The 18,495-nt window shown below is 51.9% G+C and carries 18 protein-coding genes (1 of these 18 running past the window's edge); 16 read left to right on the top strand and 2 right to left on the bottom strand.

Annotation, left to right across the window (positions count from 1 at the left end; genetic code table 11):
* Positions 1–256: 256 nt before the first annotated feature.
* Positions 257–874: an accessory gene regulator B family protein gene (locus NST37_RS22435; RefSeq protein WP_243014467.1), complete on the bottom strand. Its 618-nt coding sequence runs from the start codon at positions 872–874 to the stop codon at positions 257–259.
* 14 nt (positions 875–888) lie between these two features.
* Positions 889–2,229: an ATP-binding protein gene (locus NST37_RS22430; RefSeq protein WP_031932631.1), complete on the bottom strand. Its 1,341-nt coding sequence runs from the start codon at positions 2,227–2,229 to the stop codon at positions 889–891.
* Positions 2,230–2,469: 240 nt separating this feature from the next.
* Here NST37_RS22430 and hprK point away from each other — a divergent pair, with 240 nt between their 5' ends.
* The 16 genes from hprK to NST37_RS22350 all read left to right on the top strand — a co-directional run.
* Positions 2,470–3,405, top strand: coding sequence for an HPr(Ser) kinase/phosphatase (gene hprK / locus NST37_RS22425; RefSeq protein ID WP_024985330.1), 936 nt, complete (start codon positions 2,470–2,472; stop codon positions 3,403–3,405).
* A 65-nt stretch (positions 3,406–3,470) separates the two neighbouring features.
* Positions 3,471–3,989 carry an acyltransferase gene (locus NST37_RS22420; RefSeq protein WP_031932630.1) on the top strand — a complete coding sequence of 173 codons (519 nt, stop codon included), beginning with the start codon at positions 3,471–3,473 and terminating at the stop codon, positions 3,987–3,989.
* Positions 3,990–5,014: 1,025 nt separating this feature from the next.
* Complete coding sequence (locus NST37_RS22415; protein WP_003388248.1) at positions 5,015–6,190, top strand: ATP phosphoribosyltransferase regulatory subunit; 1,176 nt, start codon at positions 5,015–5,017, stop codon at positions 6,188–6,190.
* A gap of 3 nt (positions 6,191–6,193) precedes the next feature.
* On the top strand, positions 6,194–6,835 hold the full coding sequence (gene hisG, locus NST37_RS22410) for an ATP phosphoribosyltransferase (protein WP_122958888.1): 642 nt from the start codon (positions 6,194–6,196) through the stop codon (positions 6,833–6,835).
* A 28-nt stretch (positions 6,836–6,863) separates the two neighbouring features.
* On the top strand, positions 6,864–8,165 hold the full coding sequence (gene hisD / locus NST37_RS22405) for a histidinol dehydrogenase (RefSeq protein ID WP_171506916.1): 1,302 nt from the start codon (positions 6,864–6,866) through the stop codon (positions 8,163–8,165).
* A complete protein-coding gene (hisB, locus tag NST37_RS22400; protein ID WP_003388245.1) occupies positions 8,162–8,761 on the top strand; it encodes an imidazoleglycerol-phosphate dehydratase HisB in 600 nt (199 codons plus the stop codon). Before hisD ends, hisB begins: the two co-directional genes overlap by 4 nt.
* A gap of 1 nt (position 8,762) precedes the next feature.
* Complete coding sequence (gene hisH, locus NST37_RS22395; RefSeq protein ID WP_003388244.1) at positions 8,763–9,380, top strand: imidazole glycerol phosphate synthase subunit HisH; 618 nt, start codon at positions 8,763–8,765, stop codon at positions 9,378–9,380.
* Positions 9,377–10,120, top strand: coding sequence for a 1-(5-phosphoribosyl)-5-[(5-phosphoribosylamino)methylideneamino]imidazole-4-carboxamide isomerase (gene hisA / locus NST37_RS22390; RefSeq protein ID WP_003388242.1), 744 nt, complete (start codon positions 9,377–9,379; stop codon positions 10,118–10,120). Before hisH ends, hisA begins: the two co-directional genes overlap by 4 nt.
* A gap of 1 nt (position 10,121) precedes the next feature.
* Positions 10,122–10,880, top strand: a complete 759-nt coding sequence (hisF, locus tag NST37_RS22385; protein ID WP_003388240.1) for an imidazole glycerol phosphate synthase subunit HisF — start codon at positions 10,122–10,124, stop codon at positions 10,878–10,880.
* Positions 10,877–11,647 (top strand): bifunctional phosphoribosyl-AMP cyclohydrolase/phosphoribosyl-ATP diphosphatase HisIE, encoded by a 771-nt coding sequence (gene hisIE / locus NST37_RS22380; protein ID WP_039070233.1) that lies wholly within the window; start codon positions 10,877–10,879, stop codon positions 11,645–11,647. The genes hisF and hisIE overlap by 4 nt, the downstream gene beginning before the upstream one ends.
* A gap of 141 nt (positions 11,648–11,788) precedes the next feature.
* The gene (locus NST37_RS22375; RefSeq protein ID WP_003388238.1) at positions 11,789–12,178 is read left to right on the top strand and encodes a RidA family protein; all 390 of its coding nucleotides are present in this window, start codon (positions 11,789–11,791) and stop codon (positions 12,176–12,178) included.
* 578 nt (positions 12,179–12,756) lie between these two features.
* Positions 12,757–14,712: a transporter substrate-binding domain-containing protein gene (locus NST37_RS22370; RefSeq protein WP_339185853.1), complete on the top strand. Its 1,956-nt coding sequence runs from the start codon at positions 12,757–12,759 to the stop codon at positions 14,710–14,712.
* A gap of 20 nt (positions 14,713–14,732) precedes the next feature.
* Complete coding sequence (locus NST37_RS22365; RefSeq protein ID WP_122958892.1) at positions 14,733–16,097, top strand: sigma-54 dependent transcriptional regulator; 1,365 nt, start codon at positions 14,733–14,735, stop codon at positions 16,095–16,097.
* A 181-nt stretch (positions 16,098–16,278) separates the two neighbouring features.
* Positions 16,279–17,289: a TAXI family TRAP transporter solute-binding subunit gene (locus NST37_RS22360; protein WP_339166707.1), complete on the top strand. Its 1,011-nt coding sequence runs from the start codon at positions 16,279–16,281 to the stop codon at positions 17,287–17,289.
* A 41-nt stretch (positions 17,290–17,330) separates the two neighbouring features.
* The gene (locus tag NST37_RS22355) at positions 17,331–17,834 is read left to right on the top strand and encodes a DUF1850 domain-containing protein (protein WP_003388233.1); all 504 of its coding nucleotides are present in this window, start codon (positions 17,331–17,333) and stop codon (positions 17,832–17,834) included.
* Positions 17,835–18,495, top strand: partial view of a TRAP transporter permease gene (locus tag NST37_RS22350; RefSeq protein ID WP_251238129.1) — the beginning only. It continues 1,310 nt past the right edge of the window; 661 of the gene's 1,971 nt are visible here — the first part of the coding sequence; it begins with the start codon at positions 17,835–17,837; the stop codon falls past the right edge of the window.

The raw sequence follows: 18,495 nt of genomic DNA, 5'->3' as shown, positions 1-18,495 counted from the left end.
AAAAAGAAAGCGGCTGTCTTCATTTGAAAGTCTTTCCGAAGAGACAGCCGCTTTTTCATGTGAAAAAGGGGCCCCGCTTGCTTCGGGAACACCCTCTTGCATTTTTAAGATCGTAATAAAATCGTAAGAGACTACTGCTGTTTTTCCCGCTGAGAAGGAGGAATCGGTTCGTAGAGGAACCCCCCCTTTAATACACCGGCAACATGCAAGGCAGACAAGGATGCAAAGAAATCTGACGTCAGTTTACGCAATTTCTTCATAACATACCACCCTTTCTTAACATTTGTTCCAGGCCGGCCACCATACGATACGAAACCGGATGGAGGTGCAGCGACTGCAGAAAAACAGCAAGCGAATATATCAATGCTATTTTCTGGTAATATACTACCAGAAAAAGTATGAAAGTGCAACCTATCGTAATCAGAAATAGGATCACTTTTTTGCTGATTTGTCTGACTCTTTCATTGGTAGGCAAATAAGTGTGGGCGGCAGGAGCATATTTCACATTGATCAGAAAGGCTGCCCCCATAGAAATGACAATCCAGAAATAGGCCAAAGATGTGGTAAGTACGGGGAGATGAGCCATCACATATCCTGCTCCTGACAAAGTTGCTGTCCCGACGATGAGACAAGACCCGGGTGTGCTCATGTGAACACCCCCGGTAAAGAGACGATGCAGAAAGTAGATAGTGGTTAGGAGAAAAACTTCCCCGACGATGCCAAGAAGGATTGAGACAAGGAACAGAAACATCACGTTTAATAGATTTAGAAGAAAGATTTCAATTCCGTGTGACAGCTCCTCCTCTGTATGAATCGTATCTTCAGACATGATTTTTCTTGCGATCCGCTTCGATGTCTTTTCCATCCATCCCATGGAAACACTCCTTTTTACAAGCCAAAGGAAATTCGAAAGCTGGTGACGCCTTGTTCCGATTGAACCTGAATCTTGCCGCCATATCGTTCGGTCACGGATTTGACGACAGCGAGCCCGACCCCTCCTTCTCCATTGGTTTTCGTTGTATATCCCAGTTGGAAAATAGCCTGCAGCTTCTCTTTTGGAATCGTAGGTCCGCTATTTTCGATATAAAGGTATTGCTCACCCTCGGAATAACCCCATTCCAGCTTTATGTAACGGTTCTCCTCGAGCTCGTAGGAGGAGGCTCGGATAGCATTGTCGAAAAGGTTGCCGATAATCTTGATCAGGTCATACGTTCGAATGAAAGAAAACTGATGAGTCCCGAAGATTTTGATGTCGCACGATATTCGTTCGGCGATGCAAATAGCCATTTTGGATTGAAACAGAGCAGAGATGGCCGGGTTTTGAATGCCTTCCAAAACTTGGACACTGTTTTCTACTGCTTGCTCGATGGACACCGTTTCCTGCAGAAGCTGCTGCACGTATTCTTTGCCCATATCATGCATGCCTTCCTTCAGGAAGCCATTGATAGCCGTGTAGTGGTTGAGAGAATCGTGCTTGATGGACCGGATCGCGGTCAAAAGGTCGTTGATGCTTTGCAGATAAGGAGTCTCCGTTTCGGTCTCAACGCGGTTAATCGTCAGGTTGACGTAAATTCGGAACAGGTAGACGATCACAATAAACAAGAACAGAATGACAAGTTGAAAGAATAGCTGATATTGTGTCGTGTAGAATTGAAGCAATGGAGAATTGTTTCCCCTGATAAAAAATGAAGTATTCATAAACAAGATCAACAAAAATTCAATGCTACCAATCAAAATCAGCATGAACAGGTAACGGTTATGACGGTTTTGCGGAACCATCCTGCGCAAATCGATCTTGAGCATTCGCAGAAAAAAGGCCAAAAGAGCCAAGACAAATAAATAAAGAAATCCTGCAAAATGCTGTAGAAATGATGTGGTAAGAATGTCAAATCCGTAAATCTGCTGGCTGTTTAACAGCATCAAAATTACGAATTCTGCGAGGATCATGCTACCAATTGAGGCAATCGTCATGGAAACCGCCATAAATATCTTTGCTCTAAAGAGAAAAAGAATAAACAGATAGGTAAAAAGAAGCATCGTGACAATTTTTGGTTGATAGGGGACGTTGAGAAAGCTGAGCGACTCCCCTGCAATAGCGAACAGCATACAAAAAACGACAGTTTTCTTCAGATGGGCAACCGGAGATTGATTGAATATGGCAAAACCGATTGTCAGAAGCAAGAAGGCTTCAGGTACATCTATTAGGAAGAAACGGAGCAGGAAATCCAATTGCCTTGCCTCCTCTCAATCTGTAACACACATACGAAAAACGGGGGCAATTATGTAACTATAGTATAGCAGAGAGTATGTAACAAAGATGAAACACTAATTCTATCTTATGAAATAAGTCGATTAATGTAAATGATGTTAGAAGAGTTTGAATAGTCCGATGTTGAGAGCTGCCGGCTCTTTCGATACAATGAGGATACAAAATCGGGACGAGCGCAATAGACTTGGAGGGGAAGACGAGTGAGAAAAACAAAAGTAAGTCACCTGATGGATCATTTCAACATGAAGCTGCTAAGCGGTGAAGAAGGACTGGGAAGAGAGATAACGGTAACAGACCTAAGCCGTCCTGGTCTTCAGCTAGCTGGCTATTACTCGTATTACGCCGCAGAACGCATTCAACTGTTCGGGTTGACCGAAATTAACTTTTTCGAGACGCTCACCAGGGAAGAACGGCTGGAACGCATGCGATTTCTCATGCAAGAGGAAACCCCTTGTTTCTGTGTGACCCGCAACCTGCAGGTGCCGGAAGAAATACTGGAGATATCCAATGAACGCGGTCTTCCTGTCCTCCAATCCTCGCTCGCGACCACTACGTTGGTAGGCAAAGTCACCAATTACCTGGAGAACCGGCTGGCTCCGACGACCACCATTCACGGTGTATTGACGGACATCTACGGGGTAGGCGTACTGATTATGGGTTCGAGCGGGATTGGAAAAAGCGAGGCCGCCCTGGAGCTGGTAAAGCGGGGGCATCGTCTCGTGGCTGATGACGCGGTGGAAATTCGCCAGACTCAGGGTGAACAGTTGGTCGGAAGCGCTCCTGAACTGATTCAGCATTTGCTTGAAATCCGCGGCGTGGGCATTATCAATGTGATGACGATGTTTGGAGCGGGTGCTGTACGGAATGTAAAAAATATCGCCATGGTGGTCCAACTGGAGCTGTGGGAGCCGCATAAGCAATACGAACGACTCGGACTGGACGAAGAGACGATCAAGATTATGGACACGGAAATCCCGATCATCACGGTGCCTGTCCGCCCTGGCCGCAACTTGGCGGTCATCATCGAAGTGGCCGCGATGAACTTCAGGCTGAAGCGGATGGGGTACAACGCCGCGGTCCATTTTTCCAAAAAGCAGTCCGATATGATTTTGGAGGACACCGATTCCGACTTGTAAGAGAGCTTGTGCGAGAGACTTTTTTCAAACATCTTGTGGAAGGCACACGCGAAAGGGACGAGCAGATGAGCAGAAAGACCAAACGATTTCCCGTCCACGGGGCGAATCCGTTGTGGCAGTTGTACCAAACCGTTAGCTTTTGGAAAGTGGTCAAGAGTTTTGTCGTCATCCAGATTGCCCGATACACGCCGTTTCTCTCCTGGAAAAACTGGCTCTACCGGACTTTTCTGCGTATGGAAATCGGAGAAAAGACAGCAGTAGCCTTGATGGTCATGATGGATATTATGTTTCCGGAGCTGATCAAGATCGGCCGCAATTGTGTGATCGGCTACAATACGACCATTCTTGCTCACGAGTACCTGGTAGATGAGTACCGCTTGGGAGAGGTCCGAATCGAAGACCGAGTGCTGATCGGAGCGAACAGCACCATTTTGCCGGGAGTGACCATCGGCGAAGGGGCGATCGTGGCTGCCGGTACGGTCGTTCACAAGGATGTTCCTCCCGGAGCGTTTGTGGGCGGCAATCCGATGCAGATCATTCGGGAAGGGATTGAGCAGCAAACCGTGGAGCAGACAACAACATAGCAGAGCTGTAAGCATTCGAACCGCCGGGTAATCGGCGGTTTTGTTTTGTTTGTAATCGTCACTTGTTATTAAAGCGGGGCTTTCGTTTGCACTTCGTTGCGGGTTTTATGTTGGCGGTTGGACAGGCTGTAGTGGAAGAGATGAAAAAGGAGAAAACCGCTCAAGGTTCGGTGGGACACTGCGAGGGGGCTGGACTGGCCGGCTCCATTCCAAAAGCAAAACCGCGTCCAAAAGCAGCCTGTTCGAGGGGGCGTCTCAGAGTTGGACGCTAAAAGCGTGTTTTGCTTTTTCCATTCCGCCTGGGAGGTGTCCCAAAGACCTTCGCGGTTTTCTCCTTTTTCATCTCTACACTGTTGGTTTTCTTTACGAAAACCAGTTCGGACATTAGCCCGAACTGGTTTAAGAGGTTGGTTTGAAAGAGCTTTGTTGGAAAAGAGCTTCGTTTGAAAAGAGTTTCCGTCTAAAAGAGCCCCCGTCAGCTTACCTGGATCAGGTTTGTTGTGAGCCTAAGACAATCTGAAGGTACACCAACTGAGAAAGCATTCGATGAACCTTAAACAACAACCTGAACGATCCCGCATGCTTTTCAAAGCTCGGGGAAGCAGTTCTGCTCGCTGGAGAAGCCTGTTTCCAGTCGGAGCGACTAGCGAAGTCCAGCCCAGTGGAGCAATGGTCCCGAGGAAACAGAATCGCAACCTATGAATTCACTCTGCAGCTACGCGTCGTTTTGCGATTCCCTCGTGACCATTGCGGAGCGGACAGTCATAGCTTCCCTGCGGGACGTAGACCGGAGCGCAGAATGGAAACAGGCTTCTCTTTGCCACAGCCGCTTTAGAGGAAGCCGTACACACAAAGCAATAAGGGAGGGACTGTTGATTCAGATTAAGTCTGCCAACAACAAACGGAATATTCAGACTATAACTATCGCAGTTGACCGACAGATGGCAACATGTTAATCTTCTACTAATACTTTAGTTTGCTACCATATTAGCAGAGTAAAGCGAATGGATTCGGAGGGACATGCGATGACAAAGCCGTTGGGATTTGAAAAGCCTTTGGGCATGCGGGACATATTGCCGGAATCACTGGCCAAACAACGGCATTTGGAGCGCGAGCTGCGGGATTGCATCGAGCGCTGGGGGTACAGAGAGATCATGACCCCGTCACTGGAGTACTACGATACGGTAGGTGCCGCAAGTGTTACGCTCACTGACAGAATGTTTCGGCTGTTGGATAAACAGGGGCATACGGTTGTGCTCCGCCCCGATATGACATCGCCTATAGCGCGGGTCGTTTCGTCCTTATATAAAGACGTTCCACTGCCGATTCGGCTGTTTTACCAGACCAATGTTTTTCGGGCCCAGGAAAAAGAGGCGGGGCGCAATGCTGAATTTTTCCAGACGGGAATCGAACTGATCGGCGATGCTTCCGTAGATGCTGACGCCGAGGCGATTGCGTTGGCAGTCTTTTGCTTGCAGGCGTCAGGGGTTGAAACGTTTCGGATCGCGATCGGCCATGTTGACTTTGTGGAAGGTCTTCTGGAGGAGACGGTCGCTGACGAGGAAGACCGGTCCCAATTCCGCCGCTTTCTGTACGAGCGGGATTTCGTCGGCTTTCGTCAGTTGACGGAGCGTCTTAACCTTTCAGCAGAGGAAAAGAAACGGCTGGATGCGCTTTTACGTCTGCGCGGGGGCAAAGGGAAGATCGAAGAGGCCCGCCAGCTGACGGTAAACGGAAGGGCTCGCCGGGCCGTTGAGACGGTTGCTTCGCTTTGGGCTGCACTGGAGGCATACGGAGTAACAGAGGCGCTGCTGCTTGATTTCAACCTGATCAGCAACATGAATTACTACACGGGTGTCGTGTTTGAAGGATATGCGGCCGACCTGGGCTCGCCGCTGCTGGGGGGCGGCAGATACGACCGGCTGCTTGAACAGTTTGGGCGTCCTGCGCCAGCGACCGGATTCGCAATCAAAATGGATCGGCTGTTGCAGGTGACGCCTGCGTTGGCCTCGCCGGAAAAACAGCATGTGCTATTGTTCTATACGGATGAATACCGGGCCAAGGCTTTCGCAGAAGCTCAGCGAATGCGCCGGGAGGGGCAGATCGTAGAGACGAGACGGGTAAAGGACCGGACAGAAGCATTGGTGTGGAGCGAGCATGCGGAATACAGCGTGATCAGCCTGACGGAACAGGAGGAATGAGAGATGAGTCTGTCTGACAACGAGCGCAAACTGACGATTGCCATGCCGAAGGGCAGGATTTTTGAAGAAGCGGTTGCCTTTTTGCAGCAGGCGGGCATGGAGGTGACAGCCGAGCTGCAGGATTCGCGAAAATTGATTATCCCTGTGAAGAACACGAGTCTGGAGTTTATTCTCGCAAAGCCGACAGACGTGCCTACCTATGTGGAGTACGGGGTGGCAGACGTCGGCGTCGTGGGCAAGGACGTCCTGCTGGAAGAGGAGCGTGACGTCTACGAGCTGTTGAATTTGCAGATCGGCTACTGCCGGATGGTGGTCGCGGGGCTTGAGGACTGGACACCCACTGAGGCGCCGCGGGTAGCGACCAAGTACCCGCGGATCGCATCCCGGTATTTCCGTGAGCAGGGGCAGCAGGTAGAAGTAATCAAGCTGAACGGTTCCGTCGAGCTCGCCCCGTTGATCGGCCTGGCCGACCGGATCGTCGATATTGTCTCTACCGGCCGGACCTTGAAGGAAAACGGGCTGGTCGAGCTGGAGCATATATGCGAGATTACGACGCGGTTGATCGCCAATCGGGCGAGCTACCGGATGAAAAGTGAAGCCGTTGACGACATTGCCCAAAAATTTCTGGAAGTGATCCCCCGGTAATGATGCGGGAAAGGGAGAGGGGAGCAAAATGATTCGAATCGTGCGAGCAGACAAATACGATGCCAGGCGTTCCGTCGAAGCAGGGACCGAGGAACAGCGGCAAGCCGTCCAATCCATTCTGGCGGAGGTACGGAAAAAGGGCGACGAAGCTGTCCGCGCTTATACAGAGCGTTTTGACAAAGTACGATTGGAGCAGTTTCGCGTCAGCGAGTCGGAGTTGCGGGAAGCGGAGGAGCTGGTCTGTGCCGAAGTGAAAGCGGCACTGGAAGAAGCGGCGGAAAACATTCGCGACTACCACCAGCGGCAGGTCCGCCAATCCTGGTTTGCCATGAGGGACAGCGGAACGCTTCTGGGTCAGATCGTGCGGCCGTTGCAGCGAGTCGGGCTTTACGTTCCGGGCGGTACGGCTGCCTACCCTTCCAGCGTACTGATGAATGCAGTCCCGGCCAAAATCGCCGGTGTGCCCGAAGTCGTTATCACCACCCCTCCGGGTGCGGATGGAAAAGTAAATCCGGCGATTCTCGTAGCGGCGCGCATTGCCGGTGTCAACGAAATCTACAAGGTGGGCGGTGCCCAGGCCATTGCCGCCCTCACCTACGGGACGGAGCAAATCAAGCCGGCAGATAAAATTGTCGGTCCGGGCAACATTTATGTTGCACTCGCGAAGCGGGAAGTCTTTGGTCTCGTCAGCATTGACATGGTTGCCGGCCCGAGCGAGATTGTGGTACTCGCTGACGATACGGCCAATCCTCGCTATGTTGCGGCTGACCTGCTGTCACAGGCGGAGCACGATCCGATGTCGGCGGCCGTGCTGGTTACCCCGTCGCCGTCGCTGGCAGAGGCCACGGCCCGCGAATTGGAGCGGCAGCTGGAAGATCTGCCCCGCCGTTCCATCGCGGAAGCGGCGTTGCGGGACTTTGGCGCGATTTTGCTCGTGCAGGACTTGGATGAAGGCTTTGCCGTCGTCAACCGATTGGCCCCCGAGCATTTGGAGCTGATGGTGGAAAACCCGTTTGACCAGTTGGGCAGGGTGGAGAACGCCGGAGCGATTTTTCTCGGGCCTTACTCATCGGAGCCGGTCGGCGATTATTTTGCAGGCACGAATCACGTCATCCCGACCAATGGTACGGCCCGCTTTTCCTCGCCGCTGTCCGTGGATGACTTTATCAAAAAATCGAGCGTCGTTTCCTACAGCAGACAGGATTTGCAGGCAAACGGCCGCAAAATCGTCGCGCTGGCTTGGCAGGAGGGCTTGCATGCCCACGGACGTGCGATCCAGGAGCGGCTTTATGATTTCGCCAAAGAAGACGGGGAGCGTGAACAGTCATGATCGAGATAATCAAGCGAAACGCGCAGATCGCGCGGACAACCAACGAAACCGATATTGCGCTGGCATTTGCGGTCGACGGGAGCGGAGAGAGCAAACAGGATTCCGGCGTGCCGTTCCTCGACCATATGCTGGACTTGTTTGCCCGGCACGGCCATTTTGACCTCACCGTCAAGGCGAAGGGAGACATCGAGATCGACTACCACCATACCGTAGAAGATATCGGCATTTGTCTCGGGCAAGCACTGCGGGAAGCGCTTGGCGACAAAAAGGGGATCAAGCGCTACGGCAACGCCTTTGTCCCGATGGACGACGCTTTGGCGCAGGTGGTCATCGATATCAGCAACCGTCCCCATCTGGAATACCGGGCTGCATATCCGTCTCCTGTCGTGGGGCAATTCCCGACGGAGCTAGTGCATGAATTTCTTTGGAAGTTTGCCCTGGAAGCCCGGATCAATCTGCACGTCATCCTGCATTATGGCCACAATACCCACCACATGATCGAAGCGATTTTCAAAGCGCTGGCGCGAGCATTGGATGAAGCGACGAGTATCGACCCGCGGGTCAAAGGAGTCCCGTCTACAAAAGGAGTTTTGTAAGATGATCGGAATCATCGACTACGGCATGGGCAATTTGTACAGCTTGGGAAAAGCGCTGGAAAGGCTCGGCTGCTCCTATGAATTTGTCTCCAGACCGGAGCGGCTAGAAGGCCTTTCGGGAGCCATCCTTCCAGGAGTCGGGGCCTTCGGGGATGCCATGAAAAACATTCGTGAGCTGGAGCTGGAAGAGGGCATTCGCTCGTACGCGGCTTCCGGACGTCCGATCCTGGGAATTTGCCTTGGCATGCAGCTTTTGTTCGAACAAAGCACAGAACACGGAGTCGCAGCAGGACTGGGACTGATTGGCGGAGAGGCCGTACGCTTTGAAGGAGACTACAAGGTGCCGCATATGGGCTGGAACCAGCTTCATATGCGAGCGGAGCATCCACTGCTCAGCGGAGTGAAAAGCGGCGATTACGTCTACTTCGTCCACTCCTACCATGTCCGGGTAAGCGATGAGAAGGTCCTGCTGGCAACGACGGAGTACCATCAGCAGGTGACAGCCATCGTCGGGCAAGATCAGGTGTACGGCATGCAATTCCACCCGGAAAAGAGCGGCGAGACGGGGATGAGGCTGCTGGCCAATTTTGCTGAACTGTGTAAGGGGGAAAAGGCATGAGTACGAGCTTTACGATCTATCCGGCTATCGATATTCGCGGCGGCAAATGCGTCCGTCTGTTTCAGGGAGACTACGCGCAGGAGACCGTTTATGCCGACTCGCCTCTGGAAATGGCCAGGGAGTGGGTGGCCCAAGGCGCTTCCTGGATTCACCTGGTTGACCTCGATGGAGCCAAGGAAGGGCTGCCGGTCAATGGAGAGCTGATCAAAACAATCGCCCGGTCTGTGAGTGTTCCTGTGCAGGTAGGCGGAGGGATTCGCACGGAAGAACAGATCAATGACTATCTGGAGGCAGGAGTTTCCCGCGTCATCCTCGGGACAGCGGCGATCGAAGACGAGCCATTTACCGAGAGGATTCTCCGACGTTACAGAGAAAAGATCGCCATCGGGCTTGACTGCAGGGGCGGCATGGTGGCGACGCGAGGCTGGCTGACGACGACCGACGTGAGTGCTACTGAACTGGCAAACCGGCTCGCCCAATACGGAGCGGAGACCTTTATTTACACGGATATCGCCCGCGATGGCACCCTCACAGGCCCGAATGTGGAGGAGATTTTCGCACTGGCCCGTGCCACTGGAAAAACAGTGATCGCCTCCGGCGGGGTGAGCGTGCTCGATGATTTGACTGCCCTGCATCGTTATGCCGGGGAAGGTGTCGGCGGGGCTATCGTCGGCAAGGCCCTGTATACGAAAGCCTTTACGCTGACCGAGGCTGTATCTTGGCTGAGGGAGTGTGAATAGCATGCTGGCCAAGCGAATCATTCCCTGCCTCGACGTCAAGGACGGACGGGTCGTCAAAGGTATACAGTTTCTCGGGCTGCGCGACGCCGGAGATCCGGTGGAGCTGGCCAAAAAGTACAGCGAGGAAGGAGCCGACGAGCTCGTTTTCCTGGACATTTCGGCCTCCCATGAAGGGCGCAAAACGATGGTGGACGTAATCGAACAGACGGCAGCCAACATTACGATCCCTTTCACGGTCGGCGGCGGGATCAACAGTGTGGACGACATGAGGCGCATTCTGCGGGCAGGAGCCGATAAAATTTCGTTGAATACGGCAGCGGTGCTGCGTCCGGAGCTGATCCGCGAGGGGGCACAGGTCTTTGGCACCCAGTGTGTGGTCGTCGCTATCGACGCACGGCAGGTCGGAGAGAACAAGTGGGAAGTGTACACCCACGGCGGACGAAATGCTGCAGGCAAGGATTTGATCGAGTGGGCGCAGGAAGCCGAGGCTCTGGGAGCGGGCGAAATTCTCTTGACCAGCATGGATGCCGACGGAGAAAAGAAAGGCTTTGACATCGAGCTGAACCGGCTTGTATCGGAAGCGGTAGGGATTCCCGTTATAGCTTCTGGAGGCGCCGGTAGTCGGGAGCATTTTTTGGAGGTGCTGACTGCAGGTAAGGCTGATGCTGCTCTGGCCGCCTCCATTTTCCACTATGAGGAGACCTCGATCCAGGCGGTAAAAGAGTATCTGCTCGCGAAAGGAGTCGACATACGACCATGACATTGACTGTAAACATCGAGGCGCTCCGTTTTGACGAAAACGGCCTGATCCCCGCCATTGTACAGGATGCCGTGAGCAAGGAAGTGCTGACGCTCGCCTACATGAACAAAGAGTCTTTGGCCAAGTCGCTGGAAACAAAGGAGACGTGGTTTTGGAGCCGTTCCCGGCAGGAGCTGTGGCACAAAGGAGCGACCTCCGGCCACACGCAGCGAATTGTTTCGATCAAATACGATTGCGATAAAGACGCCCTAGTCGTGCTGGTTGTTCCACAAGGACCGGCTTGCCACACCGGGTCGTACAGTTGTTTTGCCGGACAGTTGACAACCGTCGGAATCACGGCAAGCGATGAAGCGAGTGCCGCAACTGAAGCGAACGCAAGCACTGCAACTGAAACGGACGCAAGAGCAGCGGCTGGTTCTGGCATTGCTGCGGCAACTGAATCTAGCATTTTAGCGAAAGAAAAAATACCATCGGCTGTCTCTTCCGACCGTTTCTCCATTTTGAACGAGCTGGAGCAGTTGATCGCCTCACGCGAAGCGGAGCGCCCGGAAGGCGCCTACACCACCTATCTGTTTGAAAAAGGCGTAGACAAGATTTTGAAAAAGGTCGGCGAGGAAGCGGCCGAAGTGATCATCGCGGCGAAGAATCGCAGTCATGACGAGCTCCGTTACGAAGCGGCTGATCTCCTGTATCACCTGCTTGTGCTGCTGCGGGAACAAAAGCTTCCGCTCGACGACGTGCTGGCAGAACTGCAAAAGCGGCGGTAACGGCAGTCGGGATGGTATAATGCCGATAGATTTTCGCCATTCTCATCCTAGCTAGATCGCACATTGCATGCTGTTAATTTGACGCCAGCCCTCCTATCATTGTGGTATTATTATCCAAATAGAATGCGAGGAGGAAGCTGTTTGGAAATCATTCGCAAAAACCCTGAAAATGTAGCACCTCCAATAGGCTCCTATTCACATCTGACCATTGTGCCAAGAGAGGCAGACATACTTGTGCTATCAGGGCAAGTAGGAACAGATCGGGATGGAAACCTGCCCGAAGGAGTCGAAGAACAACTTAGAAACGCTCTAAACAATGTAACCAGCATTTTGAGCAGTGAAGGCGTTACGTCAGAAGGTATACTAAAAATAAACATCTGGTTAACAGAGATGATCAATCGGGATCAGTTTACTGCCATTTGGAAAGAATTCCACGGTGGCAACCCCCCCTCTACAACGATGGCTTATGTTTCTGCTTTGGCGCAGCCCAAACTGAAGGTTGAAGTAGAGGCCTGGGCAGCCAGATGTTAAAGTGGCGGCTTATAGCCGCTTTTTTGTTTTGGGATGGATTAGCCGCTACTGTTTAAAGAAAAGGGGTGAGAGGAAATGAAAGCGTTGCTAATTTTCGTCACTACCTATCTCATCATCAGCTTGCCTGATTTTTTCGGGTTTTCCTTTGCCGTTCAATGGGTACCCGGAGTTTCCGATTTATACAAAGCGTGGACCTATTTTTCAATGGGCTTGTCTGAAAAAGCTTTTCTCAAATTGATCGTTTCTGCGGCCTCAAGCGTGTTTTTCGCAGTCATCTTGAAAAGGAGATCCTGTTTGAGCAAGTGACGGTGTTTTTCCAAGCCACGCGTAATATAATCGAGATGACTATTATTTGGCATGATTGATCCGCTATAATGTAGAGGGAAAATTGCCAATCGCGGAAAAATGTAATTGTAATTAGGGTTCGTTGTGTGAAGAGTATTAGGCGGCAATGAAGAGAAAGCCCCCGGACAGACAATCAGAAATAAAAGACCAGCAGACTGACAGACCGAAGACGACAGCGCCTTGCCGTCAGTTGCAAGATAATTGAGGCTCCTGTCCAGGCAGGGGCTTTTTCCATGCTGATCCAGCCGGAAAAGCATGCGGCAAACAAACGAGAGGGAGGGGACAGTGTGAGGAATCACTGCTTGTGGGCAGCCGTTTTGTTTATGTGCTTATCGTTGTTTCCTGAACCGGCGGGTGCCAGTGACAAGGTGCTTCGCGTCGCCTTCGACAAGGAGCTCCCTCCTTTTGCGTATATGGACGAAAACGGCAATGCCAGCGGATTCAACATTGATCTGATAAAGGCCATTGCCGAAGAGAACGGCTATGAGCTGGAGTATGTGCCGCTGGAATGGGAGGACGCCCTTTCCTATCTGAAGGACGGAAAGGTGGATGTGCTTCTCGGCATCAAGTATACGAACCGCTACGATCTTGTCTTCGACTTTAGCGAATCGTTTTTTACCATGTCCGAGGTGCTTTTGGTTCCCAAGCAGGACAGTGAGATTTTTACCCTGAATCAATTGCGGGAAAAAGTCGTTGCTGTACAGCGTGGCAATGTCGGCATGGACTTGCTGGAAAGTGTCCGAAGAGTCAAAATGCTCGTATCCTTCAACCAGCGGGATGCCCTGGACAATTTGATAAGGGGAAGAGCCGATGCGTTTATCGGAAATCGCTGGACAGCGGAGTACCTTCTGGAGAAGGCGAACAAACAAGACGAGTTCGTGATGCGCTCCGGTCTGATCAATCCGACCGATTACGCCTTTGCCGTTCGGGAAGGCAATTATGAACTGCTCGACAAGATTAACGAAGAGTTGAACAAGCTCTATCGGGACGGAACCTATACCCGGCTGTACAGCCATTACTTTGAACCGTACGCAACGCATGCGACGGACCGGTATCGCAAAGTAGTGATCGGCCTTTTGGTCGTCATGGCACTCGTGTCGATTACCTTGGTGACGATCTTTTTCTGGAACAAACGGCTAAAAGCAGAGGTGAGACGCCAGACGGCTGCACTGGCCGACGTGATGGCGTTCCAAAGGCAGGTTCTGGACAATACGGAGAGCGCGATCCTCTCCCTGGACGTTTTCGGACATATTACGCTGGTCAACCAGGTGACGCGGCGGCTGCTTTTGACAGACGATGATGCGATCGGACGGCATATCAGTGCCCTGCTTCCGCAACTGCCTGTGGAACAAGCTCTCGCGGCGGACAAGCCTTCCTTTTATGAAGGAGAGTTTCAGTTGGAACAATCTTCTGTCCGCGTCTTTCACTACTATATGGCTCCCTTTGGCAACGCTGTCTCCGAGCATGTCGGGTGGATCGTCAGCCTGCAGGATAGGACCGAGCAAAAGCGGCTGCAGGCGAGGCTGATTTCGCAGGAAAAAATGCATGCACTCGGCCAATTGGCAGCAGGGATGGCTCACGAACTGAGAAACCCGCTCACAGCGATCAAAACCTTTATCGATATGCTGCCAAAGAAGCTGGATGACGAGCGTTTTCGCTCCGAGCTGCTGCATTATGTACCGGAAGAAATGGAGCGAATGAATCGAATCCTGGAGGACCTGCTGGACTACTCCCGTTCCAAGCCGTTGGAAATAGAGGAGACGGACCTCAAAATGCTGGTGGATTCTGTCCTGGGGCTGTTTGCAAAACGGGCGGTAAACGAGCAAGTCGAAATGCATATTGAAGTGCCTCAGGGAATCAAGGTATGCCTCGACCGCAGAAGGCTGAAACAAGTGCTGATCAACTTGATGATAAATGCGCTGGAAGCCATGTCGACAAGTTCCGTAAAACGGCTTCATATCAAGGCTCGGGAAAGTGCGGACGGCGTGGAGCTGACGGTCAGCGATACGGGAGAAGGGATGAGCGCGGAACAGCTGCCCCATTTGTTTGAACCCTTTTTTACGACCAAGACGCAAGGGATCGGTCTGGGACTGTATGTCAGCGACAAAATCATGCGGGAACACGGAGGCCGGATTGATGTCAGCAGTACAAAAGGAGAGGGCACGACGTTCACCCTGTTTTTTCAGTAGGGAATAGAAGGAGGACAGCCATGACACGCTTGCTGATTGTGGACGACGAACCGGCAATCTGCGCCTCTCTGTCGTTTGCGTTAGAGGATGATTTCGATGTATTTACAGCCAAGGACGAGCAGACGGCACTCGCTGTCCTTGAGCAAGAGGAGATCGACTGTGTGCTGCTCGATCTCAATCTCGGCTCTACCAGCGGACTGGAGCTGCTTCCGAAGCTAAAAAAACTGCGTCCGGACCTGACGGTTATCATGATGACTGCCTTTGGAACGATTGAATCGTCTGTAGCGGCGATGAAAGCGGGGGCGTACCACTACCTGACCAAGCCGCTTCATCTGGACGAGGTGAAGCTCTTGATAAACAAAGCGCTGGAATTTCAAAAGCTGCACAAGAGGGTAAAGGTATTGAGCGCCGCTGTCAAGCAGCAGCAGTCCTACGCCGGGATGATCGGGAAGAGCCAGCAAATGCAGCGAATTTATCAGTTGATTGAAAAGGTCAAGGACATTCCCTCAAATATCCTGATCACAGGAGAAAGCGGGACGGGCAAAGAGCTGGTTGCCAGGGCCATTCACTATCAGGGGGTTCGGAGCCAAGCTGCGTTCTCCGTAATAAACTGCGCCGCGATACCCGAGACTTTGCTGGAGAGCGAGTTATTCGGGTATGCAAAAGGGGCGTTTACCGGGGCTGTGCAGCAAAAAACCGGGCTGTTTGAGCGTTCGCACGGAGGCACGGTCTTTCTCGATGAGATCGGGGAGATGCCGCTTGCTCTGCAAGCCAAGCTGCTGCGGGTCATTCAGGAGCGCACCGTGACTCCCTTGGGCAGTTATTCTACAAAAGAGATAGATATCCGTCTCATCGCGGCGACCAATCGGAATTTGGAAGAGGAAGTGGCCAAGGGTACCTTTCGCGAGGATTTGTACTACCGTCTGAATGTGATTCCAATCCGTACCCCTGCGTTGCGTGAACGGCCGGAGGATGTGCCTCTCCTGGTTGACTATTTTCTCGATCTTTATGCAGCCAACATGGGCAGGGAAAAGAAAGAATGCAGCCCGGATGTAAAAAAGAAGCTGTTCGCCTATTCATTTCCGGGCAACGTGAGGGAACTGGCCAATATTATCGAATATGCGATAGCCCTCTCCGCGGGAGAGATCCTTACCATGGAAGACTTGCCCGCTTCCCTGGTCAGCCAGCCGACAGGAAAACGCCTTTTTCCGAAGAGTCAGGAGGGCGTATTCGTGCCGGCGAATGCGACACTGGAGGAGGCCGAGCGGCTGGTAATTCTGCACACCCTGGAAAAGAACGGCGGACATCGCAAAAAGACAGCCGATCAGCTGGGGATTAGTGAGCGGGGATTGCGTCAAAAACTCAAGCAATATCTCGAGTCGTAAATAATCGCTGGCCCCATAACCGGAAAAAAATTCCGCCCGATTCGGACATTTTTTCCGGTTTTTCTCTTTTGTCGCCGAAGCGGAACGGCAAAAAGCGTCATTTTTCGTGTAATCATGATGTGGCACGGCTCTTGCTTTATTTTGTTGTAAACGGTTTCAAAAAAGAAAAGGGGGAATCACAATGTTGAAGAAAATGCTCACGATCTTATCATCCACGCTGCTTGTCCTTACTGTCGCAGCTTGTGGAAACCAATCCGCGCCTTCGACCGGATCTGGCGGAGAAGCTTCAGGAGGAGGCGGTGGGGGAGCCGAGCAGAAGTTCCTGACAATCGCTACCGGCGGAAGCTCGGGGCCTTACTACACCATTGGCGGCGCCATGTCGAAAATCTACAAGGAGAAGCTGGGCTACAATGCGTCCGTCCAATCTACCGGCGCCTCTGTTGAAAACATCAATCTGTTGAAGACGAAAAAGGCCGATCTTGCCTTTGTCATGTCAGACGTTACTTCCTTTGCATACGAAGGACAAGAAAACTTCAAGGAAAGCGGCGCTATCAAGGACTTGAGAGCAATGGCCGGTCTGTACCTGAACTACGTGCAGGTCGTTACGTTGAAAGACCGCAATATTAAATCGATTGCCGACCTGAAAGGCAAACGCGTCGGTGTAGGGGCACCCAACTCCGGTGTCGAAGTGAACGCCCGCATGGTGCTGGCTGGTCACGGTATTACCTACAACGACATCAAGGCGGACTACCTGTCTTACGCCGAGGCGATCGAGCAGTTGAAAAACAACGCCATTGACGCAGCATTCGTAACGTCCGGACTGCCGAACTCTACCGTGATCGATCTGATGACGACCAAAGACGTGGAGATTGTCCCGATCAAAAAAGAAGATGTCGACAGGATGGCGGAAAAATTCCCGTTCTTCGTTTCTGCGGAAATCCCGGCAGGTCTCTATAAAAACGATCAGCCTGTCCAAACAGCCGCAATTCGCAACATCATGCTCGTTCGGAGCGACTTTTCCGATGAACAGGTGTACAAGCTGACCAAAGCCTTCTTTGAAAATATCGATGCATTAAAAGAGGCGCACAACGCAGCCAAGGACATTGACGTAAAAGAAGCGGGCAAGAACCTCGTGGTACCGCTCCATCCGGGTGCAGAAAAATACTATAAGGAAGTTGGCGCTATCAACTAATCGATGTAATCGCACGACCTGATAAAAAGGGAGGAGACATCATGAAGAAATGGATATTCAGGCTGCTTCTCCTCTTTGTGGGCCTCACGGCGCTGGGGCCCCAACCCTTTTTATTTCTAAACGATTTTCACCAGCAAGAGACAATCGGCGCAGTGCCTCTTGGAATGACCGATCAATTTGAAGTGGAGTGGGTGCATTCTGTCGAGCTTACTCCTTGGAGAGAGACGTACAGCGTGCATTGGCTGTATGGGATGGAGCTGGCAGAGACCTCCTTTCGTTCCTTCGGAGCAGGAGTTCCCACAGAGTTTGCAGATGCGAAAGTGACTGTTCAAGACGGCTGGATCAAGGTATCCGATCTGCATGATCGACGCGAGTCCATTCTCTATTTGATTACCCGGGACGATTACGTATTGCGAGTCAGTGGTCAACAGTGGAAATTATCCGATGTATTGCCATTGGGTACGTCGTTGGAGCTTTCCGTCAAGTGGTTTCCTTGGTGGTACCGGTTTGTATACAAGCTTGAAAAGAAAGGGAGTGACGAGTAGATGAGTGCTTCGAACCAGATGCTTACGGATGAAGAAGTGCGCCAAAATGAAAGCAAGGCGCAGGCTATCTTGCAGGAGTACGACAAGGAAGCGGGTTATCGGGTTTTTGACAAAAAGTGGATAGGCCTGCTCGTTTCTGTCATTGCCATCTGCTTTGCCCTCTATCATCTCTACGCTGCCTATGCCATCCCATTTGTAACGCTAAAGCACCGTTCTCTCCATGTGGCGGTTGTACTTTGCCTGATCTATCTGTTATATCCGGGGTGGAAGAAAGCGTCGCGCAAAAAGCTGTCTCTTTTGGATGTTGTGATGGCGCTAGCCTCACTGGGAACGGCAGGCTATATATTTATTTATTATCTCGATATCGTCAATCGAGGCGGCATCCCTTCGACGCTTGACGTGACTTTTGCGACCATCACCTGCCTGCTTGTCCTGGAGGCTTCGCGCCGAGTGGCAGGGTGGGAGCTTACAGCGATGGCCAGCATTTTTGTCGCGTATGCGTATCTGGGCCCGTATTTGCCGGGAGACTTTGCGCATCGAGGCTATACGTTTAGCGACATCTTCAACTATATGTATGTCACCACTGAAGGTATTTTTGGCGATGCTACGGCCGTTTCTGCTTCCTTCATTATCCTCTTTATTATTTTCGGCGCCTTCTTGT

Source organism: Brevibacillus sp. FSL K6-6036 (genome assembly GCF_037964015.1).
Classification (GTDB): domain Bacteria; phylum Bacillota; class Bacilli; order Brevibacillales; family Brevibacillaceae; genus Brevibacillus; species Brevibacillus borstelensis.
The sequence above is the reverse complement of the archived record's forward strand: the minus strand, read 5'-3'. Positions and strand labels throughout refer to the sequence as shown.

Bases quoted from the DNA above. Each gene is read 5' to 3' on its own strand.
- hisA (WP_003388242.1), top strand. From the start codon at position 9,377: ATGAGTACGAGCTTTACGATCTATCCGGCTATCGATATTCGCGGCGGC.
- NST37_RS22415 (WP_003388248.1), top strand. From the start codon at position 5,015: ATGACAAAGCCGTTGGGATTTGAAAAGCCTTTGGGCATGCGGGACATA.
- hisD (WP_171506916.1), top strand. From the start codon at position 6,864: ATGATTCGAATCGTGCGAGCAGACAAATACGATGCCAGGCGTTCCGTC.
- hisH (WP_003388244.1), top strand. From the start codon at position 8,763: ATGATCGGAATCATCGACTACGGCATGGGCAATTTGTACAGCTTGGGA.
- NST37_RS22420 (WP_031932630.1), top strand. From the start codon at position 3,471: ATGAGCAGAAAGACCAAACGATTTCCCGTCCACGGGGCGAATCCGTTG.
- hisB (WP_003388245.1), top strand. From the start codon at position 8,162: ATGATCGAGATAATCAAGCGAAACGCGCAGATCGCGCGGACAACCAAC.
- hisIE (WP_039070233.1), top strand. From the start codon at position 10,877: ATGACATTGACTGTAAACATCGAGGCGCTCCGTTTTGACGAAAACGGC.
- NST37_RS22370 (WP_339185853.1), top strand. From the start codon at position 12,757: ATGCTGATCCAGCCGGAAAAGCATGCGGCAAACAAACGAGAGGGAGGG.
- NST37_RS22365 (WP_122958892.1), top strand. From the start codon at position 14,733: ATGACACGCTTGCTGATTGTGGACGACGAACCGGCAATCTGCGCCTCT.
- NST37_RS22360 (WP_339166707.1), top strand. From the start codon at position 16,279: ATGTTGAAGAAAATGCTCACGATCTTATCATCCACGCTGCTTGTCCTT.
- NST37_RS22355 (WP_003388233.1), top strand. From the start codon at position 17,331: ATGAAGAAATGGATATTCAGGCTGCTTCTCCTCTTTGTGGGCCTCACG.
- hisG (WP_122958888.1), top strand. From the start codon at position 6,194: ATGAGTCTGTCTGACAACGAGCGCAAACTGACGATTGCCATGCCGAAG.
- hisF (WP_003388240.1), top strand. From the start codon at position 10,122: ATGCTGGCCAAGCGAATCATTCCCTGCCTCGACGTCAAGGACGGACGG.
- NST37_RS22435 (WP_243014467.1), bottom strand. From the start codon at position 874: ATGGGATGGATGGAAAAGACATCGAAGCGGATCGCAAGAAAAATCATG.